This is a genomic window from Methylobacterium platani (assembly GCF_001653715.1).
GTDB lineage: Bacteria > Pseudomonadota > Alphaproteobacteria > Rhizobiales > Beijerinckiaceae > Methylobacterium > Methylobacterium platani.
Genome location: NZ_LWHQ01000021.1, coordinates 35,987 through 52,888, shown reverse-complemented (window position 1 = coordinate 52,888; position 16,902 = coordinate 35,987). Strand labels below are relative to the sequence as shown.

At 73.1% G+C, this 16,902-nt stretch carries 14 protein-coding genes and 1 tRNA gene; 8 read left to right on the top strand and 7 right to left on the bottom strand.

The features are described 5' to 3' along the window. Positions 1–4 precede the first annotated feature (4 nt). Positions 5–1,582 carry an integrase family protein gene (locus A5481_RS12120; RefSeq protein WP_048434680.1) on the bottom strand — a complete coding sequence of 526 codons (1,578 nt, stop codon included), beginning with the start codon at positions 1,580–1,582 and terminating at the stop codon, positions 5–7. A 218-nt stretch (positions 1,583–1,800) separates the two neighbouring features. Here A5481_RS12120 and A5481_RS12115 point away from each other — a divergent pair. Next, positions 1,801–1,877 (top strand) — tRNA-Arg (locus A5481_RS12115). A 77-nt stretch (positions 1,878–1,954) separates the two neighbouring features. Next, a complete protein-coding gene (locus tag A5481_RS12110; RefSeq protein ID WP_167350103.1) occupies positions 1,955–2,923 on the top strand; it encodes a ketopantoate reductase family protein in 969 nt (322 codons plus the stop codon). Here the strand turns inward: A5481_RS12110 and A5481_RS12105 are convergent, their stop codons facing one another. The 4 genes from A5481_RS12105 to A5481_RS12090 all read right to left on the bottom strand — a co-directional run bounded on the left by A5481_RS12105 (position 2,924) and on the right by A5481_RS12090 (position 6,971). Beyond that, positions 2,924–3,799, bottom strand: a complete 876-nt coding sequence (locus A5481_RS12105) for a PfkB family carbohydrate kinase (protein WP_048437290.1) — start codon at positions 3,797–3,799, stop codon at positions 2,924–2,926. A gap of 101 nt (positions 3,800–3,900) precedes the next feature. Further along, positions 3,901–5,307: an FAD-binding oxidoreductase gene (locus A5481_RS12100; RefSeq protein ID WP_048437289.1), complete on the bottom strand. Its 1,407-nt coding sequence runs from the start codon at positions 5,305–5,307 to the stop codon at positions 3,901–3,903. A 65-nt stretch (positions 5,308–5,372) separates the two neighbouring features. After that, positions 5,373–6,257, bottom strand: coding sequence for a dihydrodipicolinate synthase family protein (locus tag A5481_RS12095; protein WP_048437288.1), 885 nt, complete (start codon positions 6,255–6,257; stop codon positions 5,373–5,375). A gap of 36 nt (positions 6,258–6,293) precedes the next feature. Continuing rightward, positions 6,294–6,971 (bottom strand): GntR family transcriptional regulator, encoded by a 678-nt coding sequence (locus tag A5481_RS12090; RefSeq protein ID WP_048432554.1) that lies wholly within the window; start codon positions 6,969–6,971, stop codon positions 6,294–6,296. A 201-nt stretch (positions 6,972–7,172) separates the two neighbouring features. Between A5481_RS12090 and A5481_RS12085 the strand changes: the two genes are divergently transcribed. After that, positions 7,173–7,514 (top strand): winged helix-turn-helix domain-containing protein, encoded by a 342-nt coding sequence (locus A5481_RS12085; RefSeq protein ID WP_048432564.1) that lies wholly within the window; start codon positions 7,173–7,175, stop codon positions 7,512–7,514. 64 nt (positions 7,515–7,578) lie between these two features. Here A5481_RS12085 and A5481_RS12080 read toward each other — a convergent pair whose 3' ends face one another. Beyond that, on the bottom strand, positions 7,579–9,246 hold the full coding sequence (locus tag A5481_RS12080) for a Na/Pi cotransporter family protein (RefSeq protein WP_048432555.1): 1,668 nt from the start codon (positions 9,244–9,246) through the stop codon (positions 7,579–7,581). A gap of 127 nt (positions 9,247–9,373) precedes the next feature. Further along, on the bottom strand, positions 9,374–10,096 hold the full coding sequence (locus A5481_RS12075; protein ID WP_048432556.1) for a hypothetical protein: 723 nt from the start codon (positions 10,094–10,096) through the stop codon (positions 9,374–9,376). Between the two features lie 230 nt (positions 10,097–10,326). Between A5481_RS12075 and A5481_RS12070 the strand changes: the two genes are divergently transcribed. The 5 genes from A5481_RS12070 to A5481_RS12050 all read left to right on the top strand — a co-directional run bounded on the left by A5481_RS12070 (position 10,327) and on the right by A5481_RS12050 (position 16,896). Further along, complete coding sequence (locus A5481_RS12070) at positions 10,327–10,878, top strand: DUF4337 domain-containing protein (RefSeq protein ID WP_048432557.1); 552 nt, start codon at positions 10,327–10,329, stop codon at positions 10,876–10,878. Between the two features lie 545 nt (positions 10,879–11,423). After that, complete coding sequence (locus tag A5481_RS12065; RefSeq protein WP_048432558.1) at positions 11,424–11,708, top strand: hypothetical protein; 285 nt, start codon at positions 11,424–11,426, stop codon at positions 11,706–11,708. 142 nt (positions 11,709–11,850) lie between these two features. Further along, the gene (locus A5481_RS12060) at positions 11,851–12,489 is read left to right on the top strand and encodes a TetR/AcrR family transcriptional regulator (RefSeq protein WP_048432559.1); all 639 of its coding nucleotides are present in this window, start codon (positions 11,851–11,853) and stop codon (positions 12,487–12,489) included. Beyond that, on the top strand, positions 12,486–13,754 hold the full coding sequence (locus A5481_RS12055; protein ID WP_048432560.1) for an efflux RND transporter periplasmic adaptor subunit: 1,269 nt from the start codon (positions 12,486–12,488) through the stop codon (positions 13,752–13,754). Before A5481_RS12060 ends, A5481_RS12055 begins: the two co-directional genes overlap by 4 nt. Positions 13,755–13,758: 4 nt before the next feature. Then, positions 13,759–16,896: an efflux RND transporter permease subunit gene (locus tag A5481_RS12050; RefSeq protein WP_048432561.1), complete on the top strand. Its 3,138-nt coding sequence runs from the start codon at positions 13,759–13,761 to the stop codon at positions 16,894–16,896. Positions 16,897–16,902 lie beyond the last annotated feature (6 nt).

Below are 16,902 nucleotides of genomic sequence, written 5' to 3'. Positions count from 1 at the left end.
GGACTCAGGCGGGGTTCGTCGCCCCGGCTGGCCGACGTCGCTGGCGCCACGTGCGCCCCTCGGCGTACGCCTTGGCCGCCGCCTTCCGACGGCGCTCACCTTCCGCCTCCAGGTCGGTGACGCCGCGCTGGCGAAGGTTCTCGGCCACGATCTGCTCCTTCAGCGTGATGCTGTCCGGGAGCTCGACCTTGAGCCGCTCGGCCCACACCGCTTTCTGCCACGCCTCCAGGGCCGGCGCCTTCAGGGCGAGCATCTGGTCGAGCGTGTAGCGGCGCGTCATCGCGTTCCCGTCGGACACTTCCAGCAAGTCCGAGTTCGCGTGGTCGAGGACCATGCCGACGACGGGCGTCGCCACGCCGAGATCGCGCTGGCACACGGTCGCGAAGGCCCTCCGGACGTCGTGGGGCGAGGCCTCGATGCCCGGCATCGCGGCGACGGCGTGCGTCAGGGTATGCGGCGACAGGTGGGTGACCGGGTCGCCGAGCCGCCGCGGTCTCGCTGCCGGGTACATCCATTCCGACCGCGCCACGCCCCGCTCATCCGCCTCCCGGCGCGAGAACGCGAGGTACGTGTCGATCCTCCGCCAGACGTGCGGCGGGAGTGGCAGGGCATGGGACCCGTGGCGCGGGTCGTCCTCCGTCGGCGCGCCCTGGCCGATTTTCCGGTGGCCCTGCCACCAGATGCCCCAGCCCTCACGCTCGGCCCAGGGCTCGAATTCGTCGACTCTGGCCTTGACGACGCTTAAGCGCCTCTGCGCGGTATAGATGAGGAGCTCGATGGCGCCGCCGACGGACGTCGAGAGGACGCCGTGCTGGGCGACGGCCAGCATGTAGGCGACGGCGGGCAGGCGCGGGTACCGCCGCTTCGGCTTGCTTCCGGACTTCGGCGCCCGCAGCCCCGCCATGGCGTTCGGGTCGGCGCCGGCTAGGTGTTTCCGGCCGGCGTCGCCCATCCACGGCCAGAACCGCTTCGAGACGCGGACGACGTCCCGGGCGGTCGACCGCTTGCCTTGCTCGACCAGCGTCTCGACGACGGCCGCGACGTCCGCCGCGGTGATGCGCGAGACGATGCCGGCGTCGAGCGTCCGCATGGCCGGCCCGCCCATCACCCCCAGGTAGTTCCGAACCGTCGCGTCCCGGAGGAGCCCCGCCTCGACCTCGCGCCGCATCCAGGCGCCCCAGGCCTGCCGCGCCTCGCCGAACGTCCACGTCGCCGGGCCCTTGTCGCGCGGCATGAAGGTCGGGACCTCGACCTCGCCCTTCGACGCGAGGGCGGCGCGCTTGAGCGTGATCCACTCTTCCGCCGGGACGCCTTGTCCGGCCTCGACATGGTCCCGGACGGCCCCGGCGACCGAGCGAGCCTGCGCCAGGGTCCATTCCCGGGCGTCGCCCAGGCGCACGCGCAGCGGCTTGTCGGCGTGCCGGAACCGGATCGACCAAACCGCCGCCGTCGGCGTCAGGCGCAGCGTCAGCCCCGGGCATCCCCCGTCGGCGACGTCCCGGGGCGCGGCGCCAGTCTCGCGCGCCTCCCGGATCAGGCTCTCGATGCCCTTGGCGGTGAGGGTCTCGGCTTTCCTTGGCATGTCGTGCTCCGCTGGGACGGAAGCTCTAGCGCGTAGCAAACCCGTAGCAAACCGGCGTCTCGCTACCCGTCCCCCGCAGCGATTGCGGAGGCCCGGCCAGGTTCGCCCTCGCGTCCCTCGGAAGGGGCCGGAAACGGGCCTTCGCAGGAGGGAAACGCCTTTCAGGTGAGGTTCTTGTGGACGGGCGGCGGGCGGGCTGATACGACGGAAATCGGTCAGGCCCCGTAGCTCAGCTGGATAGAGCAGCCGCCTTCTAAGCGGCAGGTCGTAGGTTCGAGCCCTACCGGGGTCGCCAGGCCAACGAGGCGGGCGCGCCGGCCCGGCGCGCGTCGGGCGCGACCGCCGGCGACGCCCTCCCGGGGAGGGATCGACATGACGGTCAGGGTGGCCAAGGTCGCGATCGTCGGATGCGGGGCGATGGGGTCGGTCTACGCGGCGCTGATGGCGTCGGCGGGGCACGCGGTCCACGCCGTCACGCTCTGGGCCGACCATGCGGCGGCGATGCGCGAGCGGGGCCTGCGGGTCGAGGGCGCGAGCGGCGACCGGACCGTGCGGCTCGCGAGCGCCGGGACGACGACCGAGGGTATCGGCCCGTGCGACCTCGTCATCGTCGCCACCAAGGCCTTCGACGTCGCGGCCGCCGCCCGCAGCTGCGGGCCGCTGATCGGCCCCGGTACCGTGGTCCAGACGATCCAGAACGGGCTCGGCTCGCCCGAGATCGCCGCGGAGGCGATCGATCCCGACCGGATCGCCGTCGGCGTGGTCGGCGGCTTCGGCGCCTCGATGCGCGGGCCGGGCCACGCCCACCACAACGGCCTCGAGATGATCCGCTTCGGCGCCTTCGCGGGTCTGCCCCGGGCGGCGCTGGAGGCCTCCGCGGCGGTCTGGGAATCGTCCGGGTTCACGGTCAGCCTCTTCACCGACATCGGCCGGATGGTGTGGGAGAAGCTGATCATGAACGTCACGTTCTCCGGCACCACGACCCTCACGGGCCTCACCATCGGCGAGGTGATGGCCGATCCGGAGGCCTGGCGGGTGGCGCGGGCTTGCGCCGAGGAGGCGGTCGCGGTGGCGGCCGCGATGGGCGTGCGCCTCGATGTCGGCGATCCGATCGAGCACATCCGCCGCCTCGGCGGCAAGATCCCCGGGGCGCGGCCCTCGATGCTCCTCGACCACCGGGCCGGACGCCCGGGCGAGATCGAGGCGATCAACGGCGCGATCCCGCGCCTGGGCCGCCGCTGCGGCGTCCCGACCCCGGTCAACGACACCGTGGTCGCCCTCGTCAAGGCGCGCGAGGCCGCCTTCCCGGTCAGGGCCGATCCCCGGGCCTGCCCGGCCTGATCAGGCCCGGTCGGTCTCGGCGGCCCAGGGCAGGCTCGCCTGGCTGCCCGGCCTGCCGCAGGCGAGGGCGGCCGCGACGCTCGCCCGCTCCATCGCCGCCCGCAAGGGCGCGCCGCGGTCGAGGGAGGCCGCCAGGACCCCGACGAAGCAATCCCCGGCCGCCGTGGTGTCGACGGGCGTGATCGCCCGGGCCGGGACGTGCCAGGACCCGCCCGCGGCCGCGGCCTCCGAGCCCGCCTCGCCGAGGGTGCGCACCACGTCGATGCCGAGGGCCGCGTGCAGGGAGGCGGCCTGCGGGGCGCAGCCGAGGCGGGCGGCGGTCGCCTCGGCCTCGTCCTCGTTGACGACGAGGAGGCCGGCGAGCCGCAATATCCCGGGATCGACCGGCAGGGCGGGGGCGAGGTTGAGGATCGGCCGCACGCCGAGCGCCCGGGCCCGCCGCAGCAGGGCGGCGGTCTCGGCGGGGTCGACCTCCATCTGCAGGAGCAGCGAGCTCGCCCGGGACAGGAACCCGTCGTCGACCTGATCGGCCCGGGCCCGGCCGTTGGCCCCGGCGGCGACCACGATGCGGTTGCGGCCCTCGGCATCGATCCAGATCGAGGCGCAGCCCGTCGGGGCCGCGACCGTCGAGACCCGGCCGAGATCGGCGCCGGCCTCGCGCAGGCCGGCGAGCGCCACCTCGGCGAGGGCATCGCCGCCGACCGCGCCGACCATCGCGACGGCGGCCCCGTCCCGGGCCGCCGCCACGGCCTGGTTCGCCCCCTTGCCGCCGGCCTGGACGGCGAGGTCGTCGGCCAGCAGGGTCTGGCCCGAGCGCGGGATCTCGGGCAGGCGGAAGATGAGGTCGGCGTTGAGGGAGCCGAAGCAGACGATCACGGGGTTTCTCCGCACCTACCATCGCGCCGTCGCGATCGACGGGTCGCCGCACAGGGGTCCGGCGCCCGCGGCGCAGACCCGTCCGGGCCGACGCAGCGTTCCTACACGACCTTGCCGGGATTGAGCACGCCGTCCGGGTCGATCGCCGCCTTGAGGCGCCGCATCAGGGCGATCTCGGCCTCCGAGCGGACATGGCCGAGCCACGGCTTCTTGGTCAGGCCGATGCCGTGCTCGGCCGAGACCGTACCGCCGAACTCCCGCACCAGGCCGTAGACCACCTCCTGGATCGCGTCCTTCGGCTGCGGGTCGGCGCCCCTCAACCCGGCCACGATGTGCAGGTTGCCGTCTCCGATATGGCCGTAGAACAGCGCGAAGGCGCCGGGCAGGCGCTCGGACAGGGCGGCCTTGCAGGCCCGCACGTAGGCGTCCATCGCCGCGACCGGCAGGCCGATGTCGAAGGGCTCGTGGGGGCCGAGCACCTGCGGGAATTCCGAGCAGGCGTCGCGCACGCCCCAGAACGCCTTCACGTCGGCGAGCGAGCGGGACAGGACCGCGTCGGCGAGGAGCCCCGCCTCGGCCTGCCGCTCGATCCAGGCCTGGAAGCGCGGTGCGTCGTAGGCCTCGTCGGTGCCCTGCGCCTCCACGAGGCAGTAGGCGGCGTGGCCCTGCGGCAGCGGCACCCGCACGCCCGGCATCGCCCCGATCGTCTCCCAGTAATCCGGCCACATCACCTCGAAGGCCGACAGCATCGGGCCGAGGCCGCCCCGGGCCGCCGCCAGGAGGCCGACCACCGAGGCGTAGTCCGGCAGGGCGCAGAGCGCCGCGACCGTGCAGGCGGGCTTCGGGAACAGCCGCAGCACCAGCCGGGTGATGATGCCGAGCGTGCCCTCCGAGCCGATGAACAGGTGCTTGAGGTCGTAGCCGGCGTTGTTCTTGATCATCGTGTTGAGGGCGGTGACCGTGCCGCCGTCGGGCAGCACCACCTCGAGGCCGAGGATCATGTCGCGGGTCATGCCGTAGCGGATGACCCGGTTGCCGCCGGCATTGGTCGAGGCGTTGCCGCCGATGGCGCAGGAGCCCCGCGCCCCGAGATCGAGCGGCACCAGGAAACCGGCCGCGTCGGCGGCCTCCTGCACGACCTGGAGCGGGGTGCCGGCCCGGACCGTCATCGTGGCGGAGGCCGGGTCGATCGCCTCGATCCCGGTCATCCGCTCCAGCGACAGGGCGACCGCGCCGGGCACCGGCCGGGCGCCGCCGCACAGGCCGGTGAGGCCGCCCTGCGGCACCACCGGCACGCCGTGGGCGGCGCAGATCCGCATCGCGGCGGCGACCGCCTCGGTGGTGGCCGGGCGGACCACCGCGAGCGGCGCCTGCGGGCCGAGCGTGCTCCAGTCGGAGGCGTTGCGGGCCGGCAGATCGGGGCCGGAGAGGACCGTCCTCGCGCCGAGTTCCGCCACGAGGGCGGCGAGGACCGCCTCGTCGCGGGCTGCGTCCGGCATCGCCGTCATAGGTCTCTCCTCCCGGGGTGCGGCGGCGTGGGATCGCCGCTCGTCGCGATGGCCTTCGCGTTGTCTCACGCCGCCGCGGCGCGGGCGAGGCCGGCGAGCTCGGCCGCGATGCGCTGCCCGATCCCGGCCTCCGCCGCGACCAGCGGCGGGCGCACCCGGCCGAAGGCGGCCTCGCCGGTCGTCGCGGCGAGGGCGGATTTGAGCACCGGCACGAACGGCCCGGCGATGAGGCCGATCGCCGCCCGCATCGGGCCCTCGGCGGCGGGATCGGCGAACATCGCCCGCACCAGATCCGGCACGAGATTGGCCATGCCGCAGATCGTGCCGGCCCCGCCCTCGGCGAGCGCCCGGGCGATGTCGGCCTCGTTGCCGACGCAGACCGCGACGTCCGGCGCCGCGGCCCGGAACGCCCGGAACTGGGCGAAGTCGCCCGAGCTGTCCTTGACCCCGGCGACGAGCCGGCCGTAGCGCGCCCGCAGGGTCGCGACCGCCGCCGGCGGCAGCCCGACCCCGGAGGTCTGCGGGATGTGGTAGAGGCTCGCCCGCAGCCGGTCGTCGCCGACGCCGTCGAGATAGGCCGCGAAGGCGTCGACGATCCCGGCCTCGGTCGCGTCGCGGTAGAAGTAGGGCGGCAGCACGAGAGCGTGGACGAGGCCGAGGGCGAGGGCGCCCTTCGTCAGCGCGACCGCGTCGGGAATCGCCGGCATGCCGGTGCCGAGGCCGATCCGCGCCGCCGGGATGCCGGCGGCGAGCAGGGCCTCGACCGCGGCGAGGCGCTCGGACGCGGAGAACGACGTGCCCTCGCCGGTGGTCCCGAACGGCACCACGCCGTCGCAGCCCCGCTCGATCAGGAACCGGACGTGGCGCACGAGGGCGTCGTGATCGACCGCGCCGTCCTCGTCGAGCGGCGTGGCGAGGGCGACCCACAGGCCGGTGATGGCGTCGTTCATGAGGTCCTCCGGGACGGCGCGTCGCGCGCCGGGTTCTCAGGGGGTGGCGGGAGAGGCGGGCGCGGCGTCCTCGGGATCGAGGCCGAGGGCCCGGCGGCGCGAGGTGTCGAGGTGGCGGCGCAGGGCCGCGGCGGCGGCGTCGGGATCGCGCGCCTCCACCGCCGCCAGGATCGCCGCGTGCTCGACGAAGGCGGGCGGCAGCGCCTCGGGCGAGAGCGCGACGCGGCTCTGCATGATCACCCGGATGCGGATGAGGTTGACCCGGTGGATCTCGCTGACGAGACCGTTGCCGAGATGGGCGACGACCGCGTCGTGGAAGCCCCAGTCGATGGCCTGCGCCTCGGCGATCAGCGCAGGCGTGATGCCCCCCCGCGCCGCCGCGCTGACGCGGTCGTGCGCGGCCCGGTGCGCGGCCACCAGGGCGGCCGGCGCGGTGCGGGCGAAATGCGCCACCGCCGCGGTCTCGATGATCTCCCGGAGCTGGAACGCCTCCCGCACCAGCCGCAGGTCGACCGCCGCGACCTGGAGTCCGCGCTGGGGCAGGGTCGCGATCAGCCCGTCGGCTTCGAGCCGCGGGATCATCTCGCGCACGGCGCCGAGGGGCAGGCCGGTGAGCGCGACGAGCTCGCGCTGCGTCACGAAGGAGCCTGGGGCCAGATGCCCGCCGAGCAGGTGCTGGACGAAGGCGTCGTAGGCCTGGTCGCGCTGCTTCATCCCGACGGTGCCTCCGGGAGCAGGATCACGCTGACATGTCAGTCTGTCAAGACTGAAAGGTCGCACCGGCATCTCGCGGCACGGCGGATCGGCCGGGGCGTGCTACGAGGGGGATCGACGCGGCGGCCGGGCACCGGCGTGCCCGCCCTCGCCGGCCGGGTCGTTCCGCAGGCCGCTTCGTCCCAGAACTTCGAGCCCCGCATGTCCACGCTCAGCCTCCGCCTCGACCTCGCCCCCGGGATCCGGGTCGGGCCGGGCAAGATCCGCCTGCTCGAGGCCATCGCCGCCCACGGCTCGATCTCGGCCGCGGGCCGCGCGCTCGGGATGTCGTATCGCCGGGCCTGGATGCTGGCCGACGAGCTGAACCGCGCCTTCGCCGAGCCGGTGGTCGCCGGGCAGGTCGGCGGGCGCAGCGGCGGCGGGGCCCGGCTGACGCCGCTCGGCGAACGGCTGATCGCCTCCTACCGCGCCATCGAGCGCGACGCGGCGGCAGCGGCGGCCCGGCACCTCGCCGGGCTGGAACAGGCGCTGGCGCCGCGCTGAGCGGGTCGCGACGCCGCTTCGGCGCCGTGCCGGCTCCGGATGCCGTGTCCCGGAGGACGCGACATCACGGCGCCTCGAGCCGGCTCGCGCGCAGGGCGCCCCGGCTCTCCAGGATCGGGTAGGCGGCCCCGGCGACGAGGTGGTCGTTGACCCGCTTCAGGTCGCGCACGAGGTCCGGATAGAGCGCGGCGGCCTCCGCCGGACCCGGGCCCGCGACCCCGCCGGCCTGCCGCAGGCGGCGGAAATGGCCCTCGGTCGCCCGCGCCTCGAGATCCCGGAACACCGCCTTCTCGTCGGCCAGCCGCCGGGCGGCGCGGGGATCCTCGGTCAGGAAGGCCGCGCCCGCCGCGCCGAGATTGGCCTGGAGCCGCGCCAGCAGCGCCTCCACCTCGGCCGCGCCGTCGGCCGAGAAGGCGAGCCCGCGCTTCAGGCGCTTGGCGGCGTGGGTCATCACGTTGCGCGAGAGGATGTCGCCGGCATGTTCCAGGTTGGTGGTGAAGGCCAGCAGCGCCGCGATCCGGCGCTCGTCGTCCTCGCTCAGGGCTTCGGGATCGAGGCGGACCAGGTAGGCCTTGATGGCGGCGTTGAGCCGGTCGAGGGTGTCGTCGATGCGGCGGATCTGCGCGACCTTGGTGCGGTCGCCGCCGGTCAGCGCCTCGCCGGCGCCGGCCATCATCTCGGCGAGCACGTCGGCCATCCGCAGGGCCTCGCGGCCGGCCGCGCCGAGCGCCACCGGCGGCGTCTCGAGCGCGGCCTCGTCGAGGTGGAGCGCCCGACCGGGATCGTGGGCGTCGATCCGCTCCGGCACCAGCCGGCGCAGCAGGGCCGCGAAGGGGGTGAGCGCCGGCAGGAAGACCAGCGCGAGCACGAGGTTGAAGGCGGTGTGGAAATCCGCCACCGCCCGCGACAGGTCCGGCTGCCAGGTGACGAGGTGCGGGCCGATCAGCCCGAGGCAGGGCAGGGCGACGGCGCAGCCGGCGGCCCGGGTCAGGAGGTTGCCGAGCGCCACCCGGCGCCCCGCCGCCTCGCCGTCGCGCGCGCCTTCCAGCACCGGGTTGAGGGCCGAGCCGAGATTGGCCCCGAGCACCAGCGCCATCCCGGCCTCCAGCGGCAGGACGCCGGCCTGGGTGAACGACATCACCAGGAGCACGATCGCGACGCTCGAATGCGCCGCCCAGGTCAGCACCGCGCCGATCACCAGGGCGACCAGCCGATCGGTCGCGACGGCCCCGAGCAGCACCCGCAGGGCCGGCACGTCCTCGTAGGGCTGAATCACCTCGACGAGGCGCGAAAGCGCCATCAGCATCAGCCCGAGGCCGATCGCCGCCCGGCCGAGGTCGCGGGTGCGCGGCTCGGCGCCGCGGCGGAACAGGATCACGCCGACCAGCACCAGGACCGGTGCCACCCGGGCGACGTCGAAGGACAGGACCTGCACGATGAGCGTGGTGCCGATATTGGCGCCGAGCATCACGGCGAGCGCCGGCACCACCGCCACCAGCCCGGCCCCGGCGAAGGAGGCGACCATCAGGCCGGTCGCGGTGCTGCTCTGGAGGAGCGCCGTGACCCCGAGGCCCGCCGCCAGCGCCTTGACCCGGTTGCCGAGCGCGACCCCGAGCAGGCGGCGCAGGTGCGGGCCCAGCGCGCGCTGCACCCCGGTCTGCACCATGTGGATGCCCCAGAGCAGCAGCGCCACCGCGCCGCAGAGGTCGAGCAGGGTCAGGGTCGTGTCCATCCGCGTCGGTCGTCCTCCGTCGGGCCCGGCCTGAACATACAGATCGGGAGCATTCGGGTTCCTGCCCCGGATGCAAGTCTGCTGCCCACCGGTCGACGCCCGTCCGCCCGGTCCGCCGGGATCGCCGTCAGGGCTTGGGACAGGCCGGGTCCGCCGGGCGCGGGGCGCGGGCGAAGTCCAGCACTTCCCGCGTATAGGTCTCGACCACCTCGGAGAACGGCTGGCGCTCGCCCGTGAACAGCACCGCCCGGTGGCTGAACAGGTGCGCGGGCACCGCGAGCGTCCCGCAGGCCGGGGCCGGGGGCGGCGCCTGGTCCCAGCCCTCCGGCAGGGGCTGCCAGTGCGGCTCGGCGCCGACGGTCTGGCGGGTGGTGCCGAGCGACGACACCGCCCGGCCGAACGGCGTGTCGGTGGTCTCCAGCACCCGGTTCATCTCCGGGGTCAGGCGGGCGGGCACGTACCAGTTGTCGGCCTCCGACAGGACGTGGTCACCGCAGGCGAGCCGCACCCGGCGGTAGCGCAGGGGCTCGTCCGGCCCGACCGCGAGGCGCTTGCGGGTCTCGGGCGTCGCCGGCTTGTCGACGCCCCGCTCCAGCCGGGCGACGAGGCGCGGCGCCTCGGCCATGCGGTGGGCGGCGCACCACCCTTCGAGCGTCGCGGTGGCGCTGCGGCTCGCCAGAAGGGCGGCGTTGAGGCTCTGCACCACCGCGGTCGCCTCGACGCGCGAGAGATAGGTGTCGGGCCAGTCCGGCGCCGCGGCCCGGGCGGGCAGGGCGGAGGCGATCCCGACGAGGAACGCCGGGAGGACCGCGACGAGGCGGGCGGGCAGGCGGCGGCGGGCATGCGGCATGGCGGGCGTCTCTCCGGATCGGCCCGCGGGCGGGGCCGTGGCGTGAGGCGTGCCCGCTCGGCGGCCGCGCCGCAAGCGGGGGCTGGCAGGCGGGCGCGGCCCGGCTATGAAGGCGCGGGCGCCGCCGATTCGCCGTGTCGCGGGCACGGCTGGTCTTCGTCCTGCCGCAGGGTTTCGCCGGGCGGGATGCCGGATGCGCCGGTGATGACGTCAAGGTGAGGGGGACGACGATGTCGGGTGGTCACGGAGCCGCGGACAGCTCCAACAAGAAAATCGCGCTGCTGATCTCGGTCCTGGCGCTGTTCCTCGCCCTCGGCGAGACCCTGGCGAAGAGCGCGCAGACCGACGCGCTCGGCGCCAACGTCGAATCCTCGAACCTCTGGGCCTATTTCCAGGCCCGCACGATCCGCGCCACGGTGCTGAAGACGGCGAGCGAGCAGATCGCCCTCGAGCCGAGCGCCTCGCCGGAGGCGGTGAAGAAGCAGGTCGAGGAATGGGCCAAGACCATGGCGCGCTGGGATTCCGACCCGGCCTCCGGCGACGGCCGCAAGGAACTCGCCGCCAAGGCCAAGAAGGCCGAGGAGAAGCGCGACCTCGCGCTGGCCCGCTACCACCATTACGAGCTCGGCTCCGCCGCCTTCCAGATCGGCATCGTGCTCGCCTCGGCCGAGGTCATCACCGGCATCGTCGCGCTCGGCTTCGCCGGCGGGGCGCTGGGGGTGATCGGGGTCGCGATGCTGGCGGTCGGGCTGTTCGCGCCGCACGCGATCCATCTGGTCTGAGGCCCGGCCGCGAGGACGGACCCGCCGGGGGCGGATCCGTCGCTCGTCGGCGGCCCGATCGCTCCTCCCGGTGCCCGCGCGACGCCGGCGGTCGGAGCCTGTTCGAGCGGTGCCTCCATCGGCAAAACCGGGATGATCATGGATATCCCACGCTTTCACCCCAGGATGGGGTTGGAGGGTGGGATATGTCCTGCTGTTTTCGGCTCATGAAAGAAGATCCCGCTCGAACGGACCCCCGGGTGGACGGCGTCAGGCTCGTTGCCCCATCGCGCCACTCGAGCCCGGCCTGACGGCCCGCGAATAGGACAACAGTCCTTTTTGTCTCGCCGAGCAGTGAAGCGAGCGGCTTAACCTGTTAACATATTAAGTCCGGGCCCGACCGGCCCAAAAATAGTAAGAGCTTCCACAATCACGTCTCCGATTGTGACTGACAGTCGGCTGCGATGATTGGGGATAGCCCGGATTTTCAGATGCATCGACAGCAGGAATGTCGATCGAAGGTTGTACTTCCCGACCGCGGACCGGATGCGCGGAGGAGGACGACGATGGACAAGGTGTCGTTCGGCGTAGCCAACATGCATTGCAGGCTCTCGGCGACGCCAGAGCATTGGGATGTCAAATTTGCCGTATTCGGGCGCGGCATCACCGGGACCGTGATCGTCCCGGTCGCATACGGCTTGTACAGCGGCGAGAACATCCTGAAGGTAGCCCGGAACGACCTGCGGATCTTCTCCGGGTCTCTCGCCGATGCGACAGCGCCGTATGCGCTGACGCCCGATCAGGTGACCAGGCTGCGCAAGGATTACCAGCCCGATCCGCTGCTGCGATAGGCATCGCCGGATCGGCGCGCGTCCGCCCGGCAGGATCGTTATCCCCGGACGCCCATGTTGCGCCATCATGTCGCAGAAACGAACGCTTGCCAGTCCGGCACGCCGCACCCCTAACTGAACCCGTCAGTTCAGTTAGGCCTTCATGAGCGACGCCGCACGCCACGCCGATCGCCCTCCCGTCGCGCGCCCTCAACCCGAGCGCGCGCTCGATCCCAGACGTCGCCGCCGCATCCTCGAAGCCGGGATGGCGCTGTTCTCGGGGCTTCCCTACGCCGCCGTCCACATGGACGCGGTGGCGGCCGCGGCCGGCGTCGCCAAGCCGACGCTCTATCGCTACTTCCCCACCAAGGAAGCCCTGTTCATCGCCGGCCTCGCCTGGACGCTGGCCGAGCTGCGCGACGCCGTCGGGGCGATCCCCGAGCGGGATGCCGCGGCGCGGCTGCGCCGGGCGGTCGGGCTGGTGCTGGAGCGCATCGGCGCGCTGTCGCCGGCGCTCACCGCGATCGAGGGGCGCGGCGCCGAATTCGGCGAGCGCAGCCGGCGCGTCCTGCGCGAGGGCTTCGACGGCCTGCGCGGCGCCCTGGCCGAGGTGCTGCGGGCCGGGATCGCGTCCGGCGAGCTCGCCGTGCCCGACGTCGACCTCGCGGTGCTGATGATCCTCGGCGGCATCCGCATGGCGGTGCACGGCACCGGCCGGCGCGCGCCGGCCTCCTCGGCGGTCGCCGATTTCTTCCTCCACGGCCTGAGCGCCGCCGCCCATCCTGACGGAGCCCCGCGATGATCCGCCTCGTCCTCGTCCTCCTGGCGCTGCTCGCGGCCGGGGCGGGATGGCTCGTGCAGCGCCACGGCGGCGACACGGGCGCGGCCTGGAGCACCGCCCGGGGGTCGCTGCCGCCGGCCCTCGCCCAGGCCCTGCCCGAGCACCTGCCGGTCGCCTACGTGCCGCCGGCTCCCCCGGCGCCGGCTAATCCCGCCGCGTCGCGCCCCGTCGTCACCACGGTAGCGGCCGGGATCACCGACCTCGCGCTCACCCGCTCGGCGGTGGGCTGGGTCGAGCCGATGGCGAGCGTGATCGTGCGGCCGCGCATCGACGGGGTCATCACCGAGCAGCTCGCCCGGGACGGCCAGGTGGTGAAGGCCGGCGACGTGCTCTACCGCCTCGACGACCGCGAGATCCGGGCCCAGCTCGCCCGCGACGAGGCGGCCCTCGCCCGCGACCAGGCGACCCAGGTGCGGACCCAGAACGACGTGCGGCGCGTCGGCGAATTGCTGTCGCGCTCCTCCGCCTCGCAGGCGCAGTTCGACGTCGCCTCGGCCGAGGCCAAGGTCGCGGCGGCGAACGTCGCGGCCTCGCAGGCGGCGATCGAGGCCGACCGGGTCCGGCTCGACTACACCACCGTGCGGGCGCCGATCGCCGGCCGCCTCGGCCGGGTGCTCGTCACCACCGGCAACCTCGTCAAGGGCAACGAATCGGCCGGCACCGGCCTCGTCACCATCACGCAGATGCGGCCGTTGCGCGCCACCTTCTCGCTGCCCGAGCGCGACCTCGACGGATTGCGTGCCGCGCTCGCCCGCCCCGGCACAGCGCCGGTCCGGGTCTATCCCAGCGGCGGCGAGGCGGTGCTGGCGACCGGCCGGCTTTCCTTCGTCGATTCGAGCGTCGACCAGGCCTCGGGCACGGTGACGGCCTGGGCGCTGTTTCCCAACGAGGACGACCGGCTCTGGCCCGGCCAGTACGTCCGCATCGAGGTCGATCTCGGCTCGCGGCCCGGCACGGTCACGGTGCCGCAGGCGGCGGTGCAGCCGGGACAGGAGGGCAGCTTCGTCTGGGTGGTGCGGCCCGACCGCGTTGCTGAGCGCCGCGCGATCGAGGTGCTGGCCTCCCGCGACGGCCGCGCCGCCCTGGCTCAAGGGTTGAAGGCCGGCGAGCGGGTGGTGGTCGAGGGCCAGTTCCGGGTCCGCCCGGGGCTCCCCGTCACCGAGCGGCCGCAGGACGCGACCGAGGCGCAGGCGGCTGCGCCCGGCGCCCCCACCCGGATCGAGTAGTCGCATGAACCTCTCGGCCCCGTTCATCCGCCGGCCCGTCGCCACGATCCTGCTCTCGATCGCCCTGACGCTGTCGGGGCTGTTCGCCTACCGCTTCCTGCCGGTAGCGGCCCTGCCGACCGTGGATTTCCCGACCATCTCGGTCACCGCGCAGCTGCCCGGCGCCTCGCCGGAATCGATGGCCGCCTCGGTGGCGACGCCGCTGATCAAGGAATTCTCGACGATCCCGTCGATCGCCACGATCTCGGCGACGAACTACCAGGGTTTCACCTCGATCACCGTCGAGTTCGAGCTGTCGCGCAACATCGACCAGGCCGCCGCCGACGTGCAGGCGGCGATCACCCGCACCCTGCGCCGGCTGCCGGTCGAGCTCACCATCCCGCCGAGCTTCCGCAAGCTCAACCCGGCCGACGCGCCGGTGATCCTGCTCGCCCTGTCGAGCGAGACGACGCCGCTGCCGACGCTCGACGCCTTCGCCCAGACGGTGATCTCGCCGTCCTTGTCCACCATCACCGGCGTCGGCCAGGTGCTGGTCTTCGGCAGCCAGAAATTCGCGGTGCGGGTCCAGCTCGACCCGAACGTGCTCGCCGCCCGCGGCATCGGCGTCGACGAGGTCCAGGCGGGTATCCAGAACGCCAACACCTCGACCCCGGTCGGCGTGGTCGAGGGGAGGGGGCAGAACCTCACCATCCAGACCAACACGCAACTGATGAACGCGGACGGGTTCCGCGACGTGATCGTTGCGGTGCGCAACGGCCGCCCGGTGCGCCTCGGCGAGGTCGCCCGCGTCATCGATTCGGTCGAGAACAACCGCATCGCCTCGTGGAAGGACGGCACCCGCGGCCTGGTGCTCGCCGTCCAGCGCCAGCCCGACGCCAACACCGTCGACGTGGTCGACCGGGTGCGGGCCATGCTGCCGAAGTTCCAGGAGCAATTGGGCGGCAGCGGCACCATCGACGTCGTCAACGACCGCTCGCTCTCGATCCGCGAGGCGGTGCACGACGTGCAGTTCACGCTGGTGCTGACCATCGTGCTCGTCGTCGCGGTGATTTATTTATTCCTCGGGCGGCTCGCCGCCACGCTGATCCCGTCGGTGGCGGTGCCGATCTCGATCATCGCCACATTCGGGGCGATGTACCTGCTCGGCTACTCGATCGACAACATCTCGCTCCTGGGCCTCACCCTCGCGGTCGGCCTCGTCGTCGACGACGCGATCGTGATGCTGGAGAACATCGTCCGGCACGTCGAGGAGGGGATGAAGCCGTTCGAGGCGGCGCTGAAGGGCGCGGGCGAGATCGGCTTCACCATCCTGTCGATCACCATCTCGCTCGTCGCGGTGTTCATCCCCGTCCTGCTGATGGGGGGCGTCGTCGGGCGGATCTTCAACGAGTTCGCCATCGTGGTGACGATCGCCATCGTCGCCTCGGCGGTGATCTCGCTGACGCTGACCCCGATGCTCGCCGCCCGCCTGCCGGCCGATGCCGCCGGGCACGGCAAGAAAAACCTGTTCGAGCGCGGCTTCGCCCGGATGCAGGCGGGTTATGAGCGCGGCGTCGACCTCTGCCTGCGCTGGCCCTTCGCGGTGCTGCTGGTGTTCTTCGCCTCCGTCGCGCTCACCGCCTGGATGTTCGTCGTCATCCCGAAGGGGTTCTTCCCCTCCGAGGATATCGGCCAGCTCCAGATCGCCACGGAGGCCGGCCAGGACGTCTCGTTCGACGCGATGACCGCGCTCCAGCACGAGGCCGAGGTGATCCTCGCCCGCCATCCGGCGGTGGCCCACGTGGTGAGCCGCGCCGGCTCGAACGGCTTTTCCGGCACGCTCAACCAGGGCTCGTTCTTCGTCGAATTGAAGGACCGCGACCAGCGCCCGCCGCTGTCCAAGACCATCGCGGAACTGCGGCGCGATCTCGCGGCGGTGCCGGGCCTGACCTCGTTCATCACGCCGGTGCAGAACCTGCGCCTCGGCGGGCGCCAGTCGAAGAGCCAGTACCAGTATGTCGTGCAGGGCCTCGACCGGCCGGGGCTCGAGCGCTGGTCCGAGCGGCTGACCGAGGCTCTGGCGAAGGACCGCGCCACTTTCGCGGGCGTCACCAGCGACCTGCAGAACGCCGCGCTCCAGGCCAAGGTCACGGTCGATACCGACAAGGCCCAGGCCCTCGGCATCACCTCCGACCAGATCCGCCAGACCCTCTATACCGGCTTCGGCACCCGCCAGGTCTCGACGATCTACGGCACCGCCGACAGCTATCAGGTCATCACCGAGTTCGACCCGCGCCTGAACTGGACCGCCGACCGGCTCGACGACATCCGGCTGCGCGCCAGCGGCGGCAAGCTCGTCCCGCTCTCGGCGGTGGCGGGCATCACCCGGGTGCCAGGCCCGCTCTCGATCAACCAGCTCGGCCTCCTGCCGGCGGTGACGATCTCCTTCGACCTCGCCCCCGGCGTGGCGCTCGGCCAGGCGGTGAACCGCATCGCCGAGATCAAGGACTCGCTCGGGGTGCCGGGCACCATCACGACGACCTTCGCCGGCACCGCTCAGGTGTTCCAGGACGCGCTCGCCAACCAGGGCCTGCTGCTGGCGGCGGCCGTCATCACCATCTACCTCGTGCTCGGCATCCTCTACGAGAGCTTCATCCACCCGCTCACCATCCTCACCGGCCTGCCGGCGGCGGCGATCGGGGCGCTCGGGGCATTGCAGCTCTTCGGGATGGACCTCTCGGTGATCGCGATCATCGGCGTGCTGATGCTGATCGGCATCGTGAAGAAGAACGCCATCATGATGATCGACGTCGCCCTGGTGCTCCAGCGCGAGCAGGGCTGGAGCCCGGCGGCGGCGATCCGCGAGGCCTGCGGCCTGCGCTTCCGCCCGATCATGATGACGACGGCGGCGGCCGTGATGGGCACGCTGCCGATCGCCATCGGCCACGGCGCCAGTGCCGAACTGCGCCAGCCCCTCGGCGTCGCGGTGGTGGGCGGGCTGCTGGTGTCCCAGCTCCTCACCCTGTTCATCACGCCGGTGCTCTACCTCTACATGGACCGCCTCGGCACGGGGGTGACGCGGCTCGTCCTGTCGCTGCGGCGCGGACGCCTGCCGGCGAGCCGGGGCGACGGGGAGGCGGGCCGGCACCAGCCGGCGGAGTGATGCGAT

What these genes read in the sequence shown, in the direction of transcription:
- A5481_RS12055 (WP_048432560.1), top strand. Translation starts at nt 12,486, where the DNA reads ATGATCCGCCTCGTCCTCGTCCTCCTGGCGCTGCTCGCGGCCGGGGCG.
- A5481_RS12120 (WP_048434680.1), bottom strand. Translation starts at nt 1,582, where the DNA reads ATGCCAAGGAAAGCCGAGACCCTCACCGCCAAGGGCATCGAGAGCCTG.
- A5481_RS12080 (WP_048432555.1), bottom strand. Translation starts at nt 9,246, where the DNA reads ATGGACACGACCCTGACCCTGCTCGACCTCTGCGGCGCGGTGGCGCTG.
- A5481_RS12110 (WP_167350103.1), top strand. Translation starts at nt 1,955, where the DNA reads ATGACGGTCAGGGTGGCCAAGGTCGCGATCGTCGGATGCGGGGCGATG.
- A5481_RS12085 (WP_048432564.1), top strand. Translation starts at nt 7,173, where the DNA reads ATGTCCACGCTCAGCCTCCGCCTCGACCTCGCCCCCGGGATCCGGGTC.
- A5481_RS12050 (WP_048432561.1), top strand. Translation starts at nt 13,759, where the DNA reads ATGAACCTCTCGGCCCCGTTCATCCGCCGGCCCGTCGCCACGATCCTG.
- A5481_RS12100 (WP_048437289.1), bottom strand. Translation starts at nt 5,307, where the DNA reads ATGACGGCGATGCCGGACGCAGCCCGCGACGAGGCGGTCCTCGCCGCC.
- A5481_RS12095 (WP_048437288.1), bottom strand. Translation starts at nt 6,257, where the DNA reads ATGAACGACGCCATCACCGGCCTGTGGGTCGCCCTCGCCACGCCGCTC.
- A5481_RS12065 (WP_048432558.1), top strand. Translation starts at nt 11,424, where the DNA reads ATGGACAAGGTGTCGTTCGGCGTAGCCAACATGCATTGCAGGCTCTCG.
- A5481_RS12060 (WP_048432559.1), top strand. Translation starts at nt 11,851, where the DNA reads ATGAGCGACGCCGCACGCCACGCCGATCGCCCTCCCGTCGCGCGCCCT.
- A5481_RS12070 (WP_048432557.1), top strand. Translation starts at nt 10,327, where the DNA reads ATGTCGGGTGGTCACGGAGCCGCGGACAGCTCCAACAAGAAAATCGCG.
- A5481_RS12090 (WP_048432554.1), bottom strand. Translation starts at nt 6,971, where the DNA reads ATGAAGCAGCGCGACCAGGCCTACGACGCCTTCGTCCAGCACCTGCTC.
- A5481_RS12075 (WP_048432556.1), bottom strand. Translation starts at nt 10,096, where the DNA reads ATGCCGCATGCCCGCCGCCGCCTGCCCGCCCGCCTCGTCGCGGTCCTC.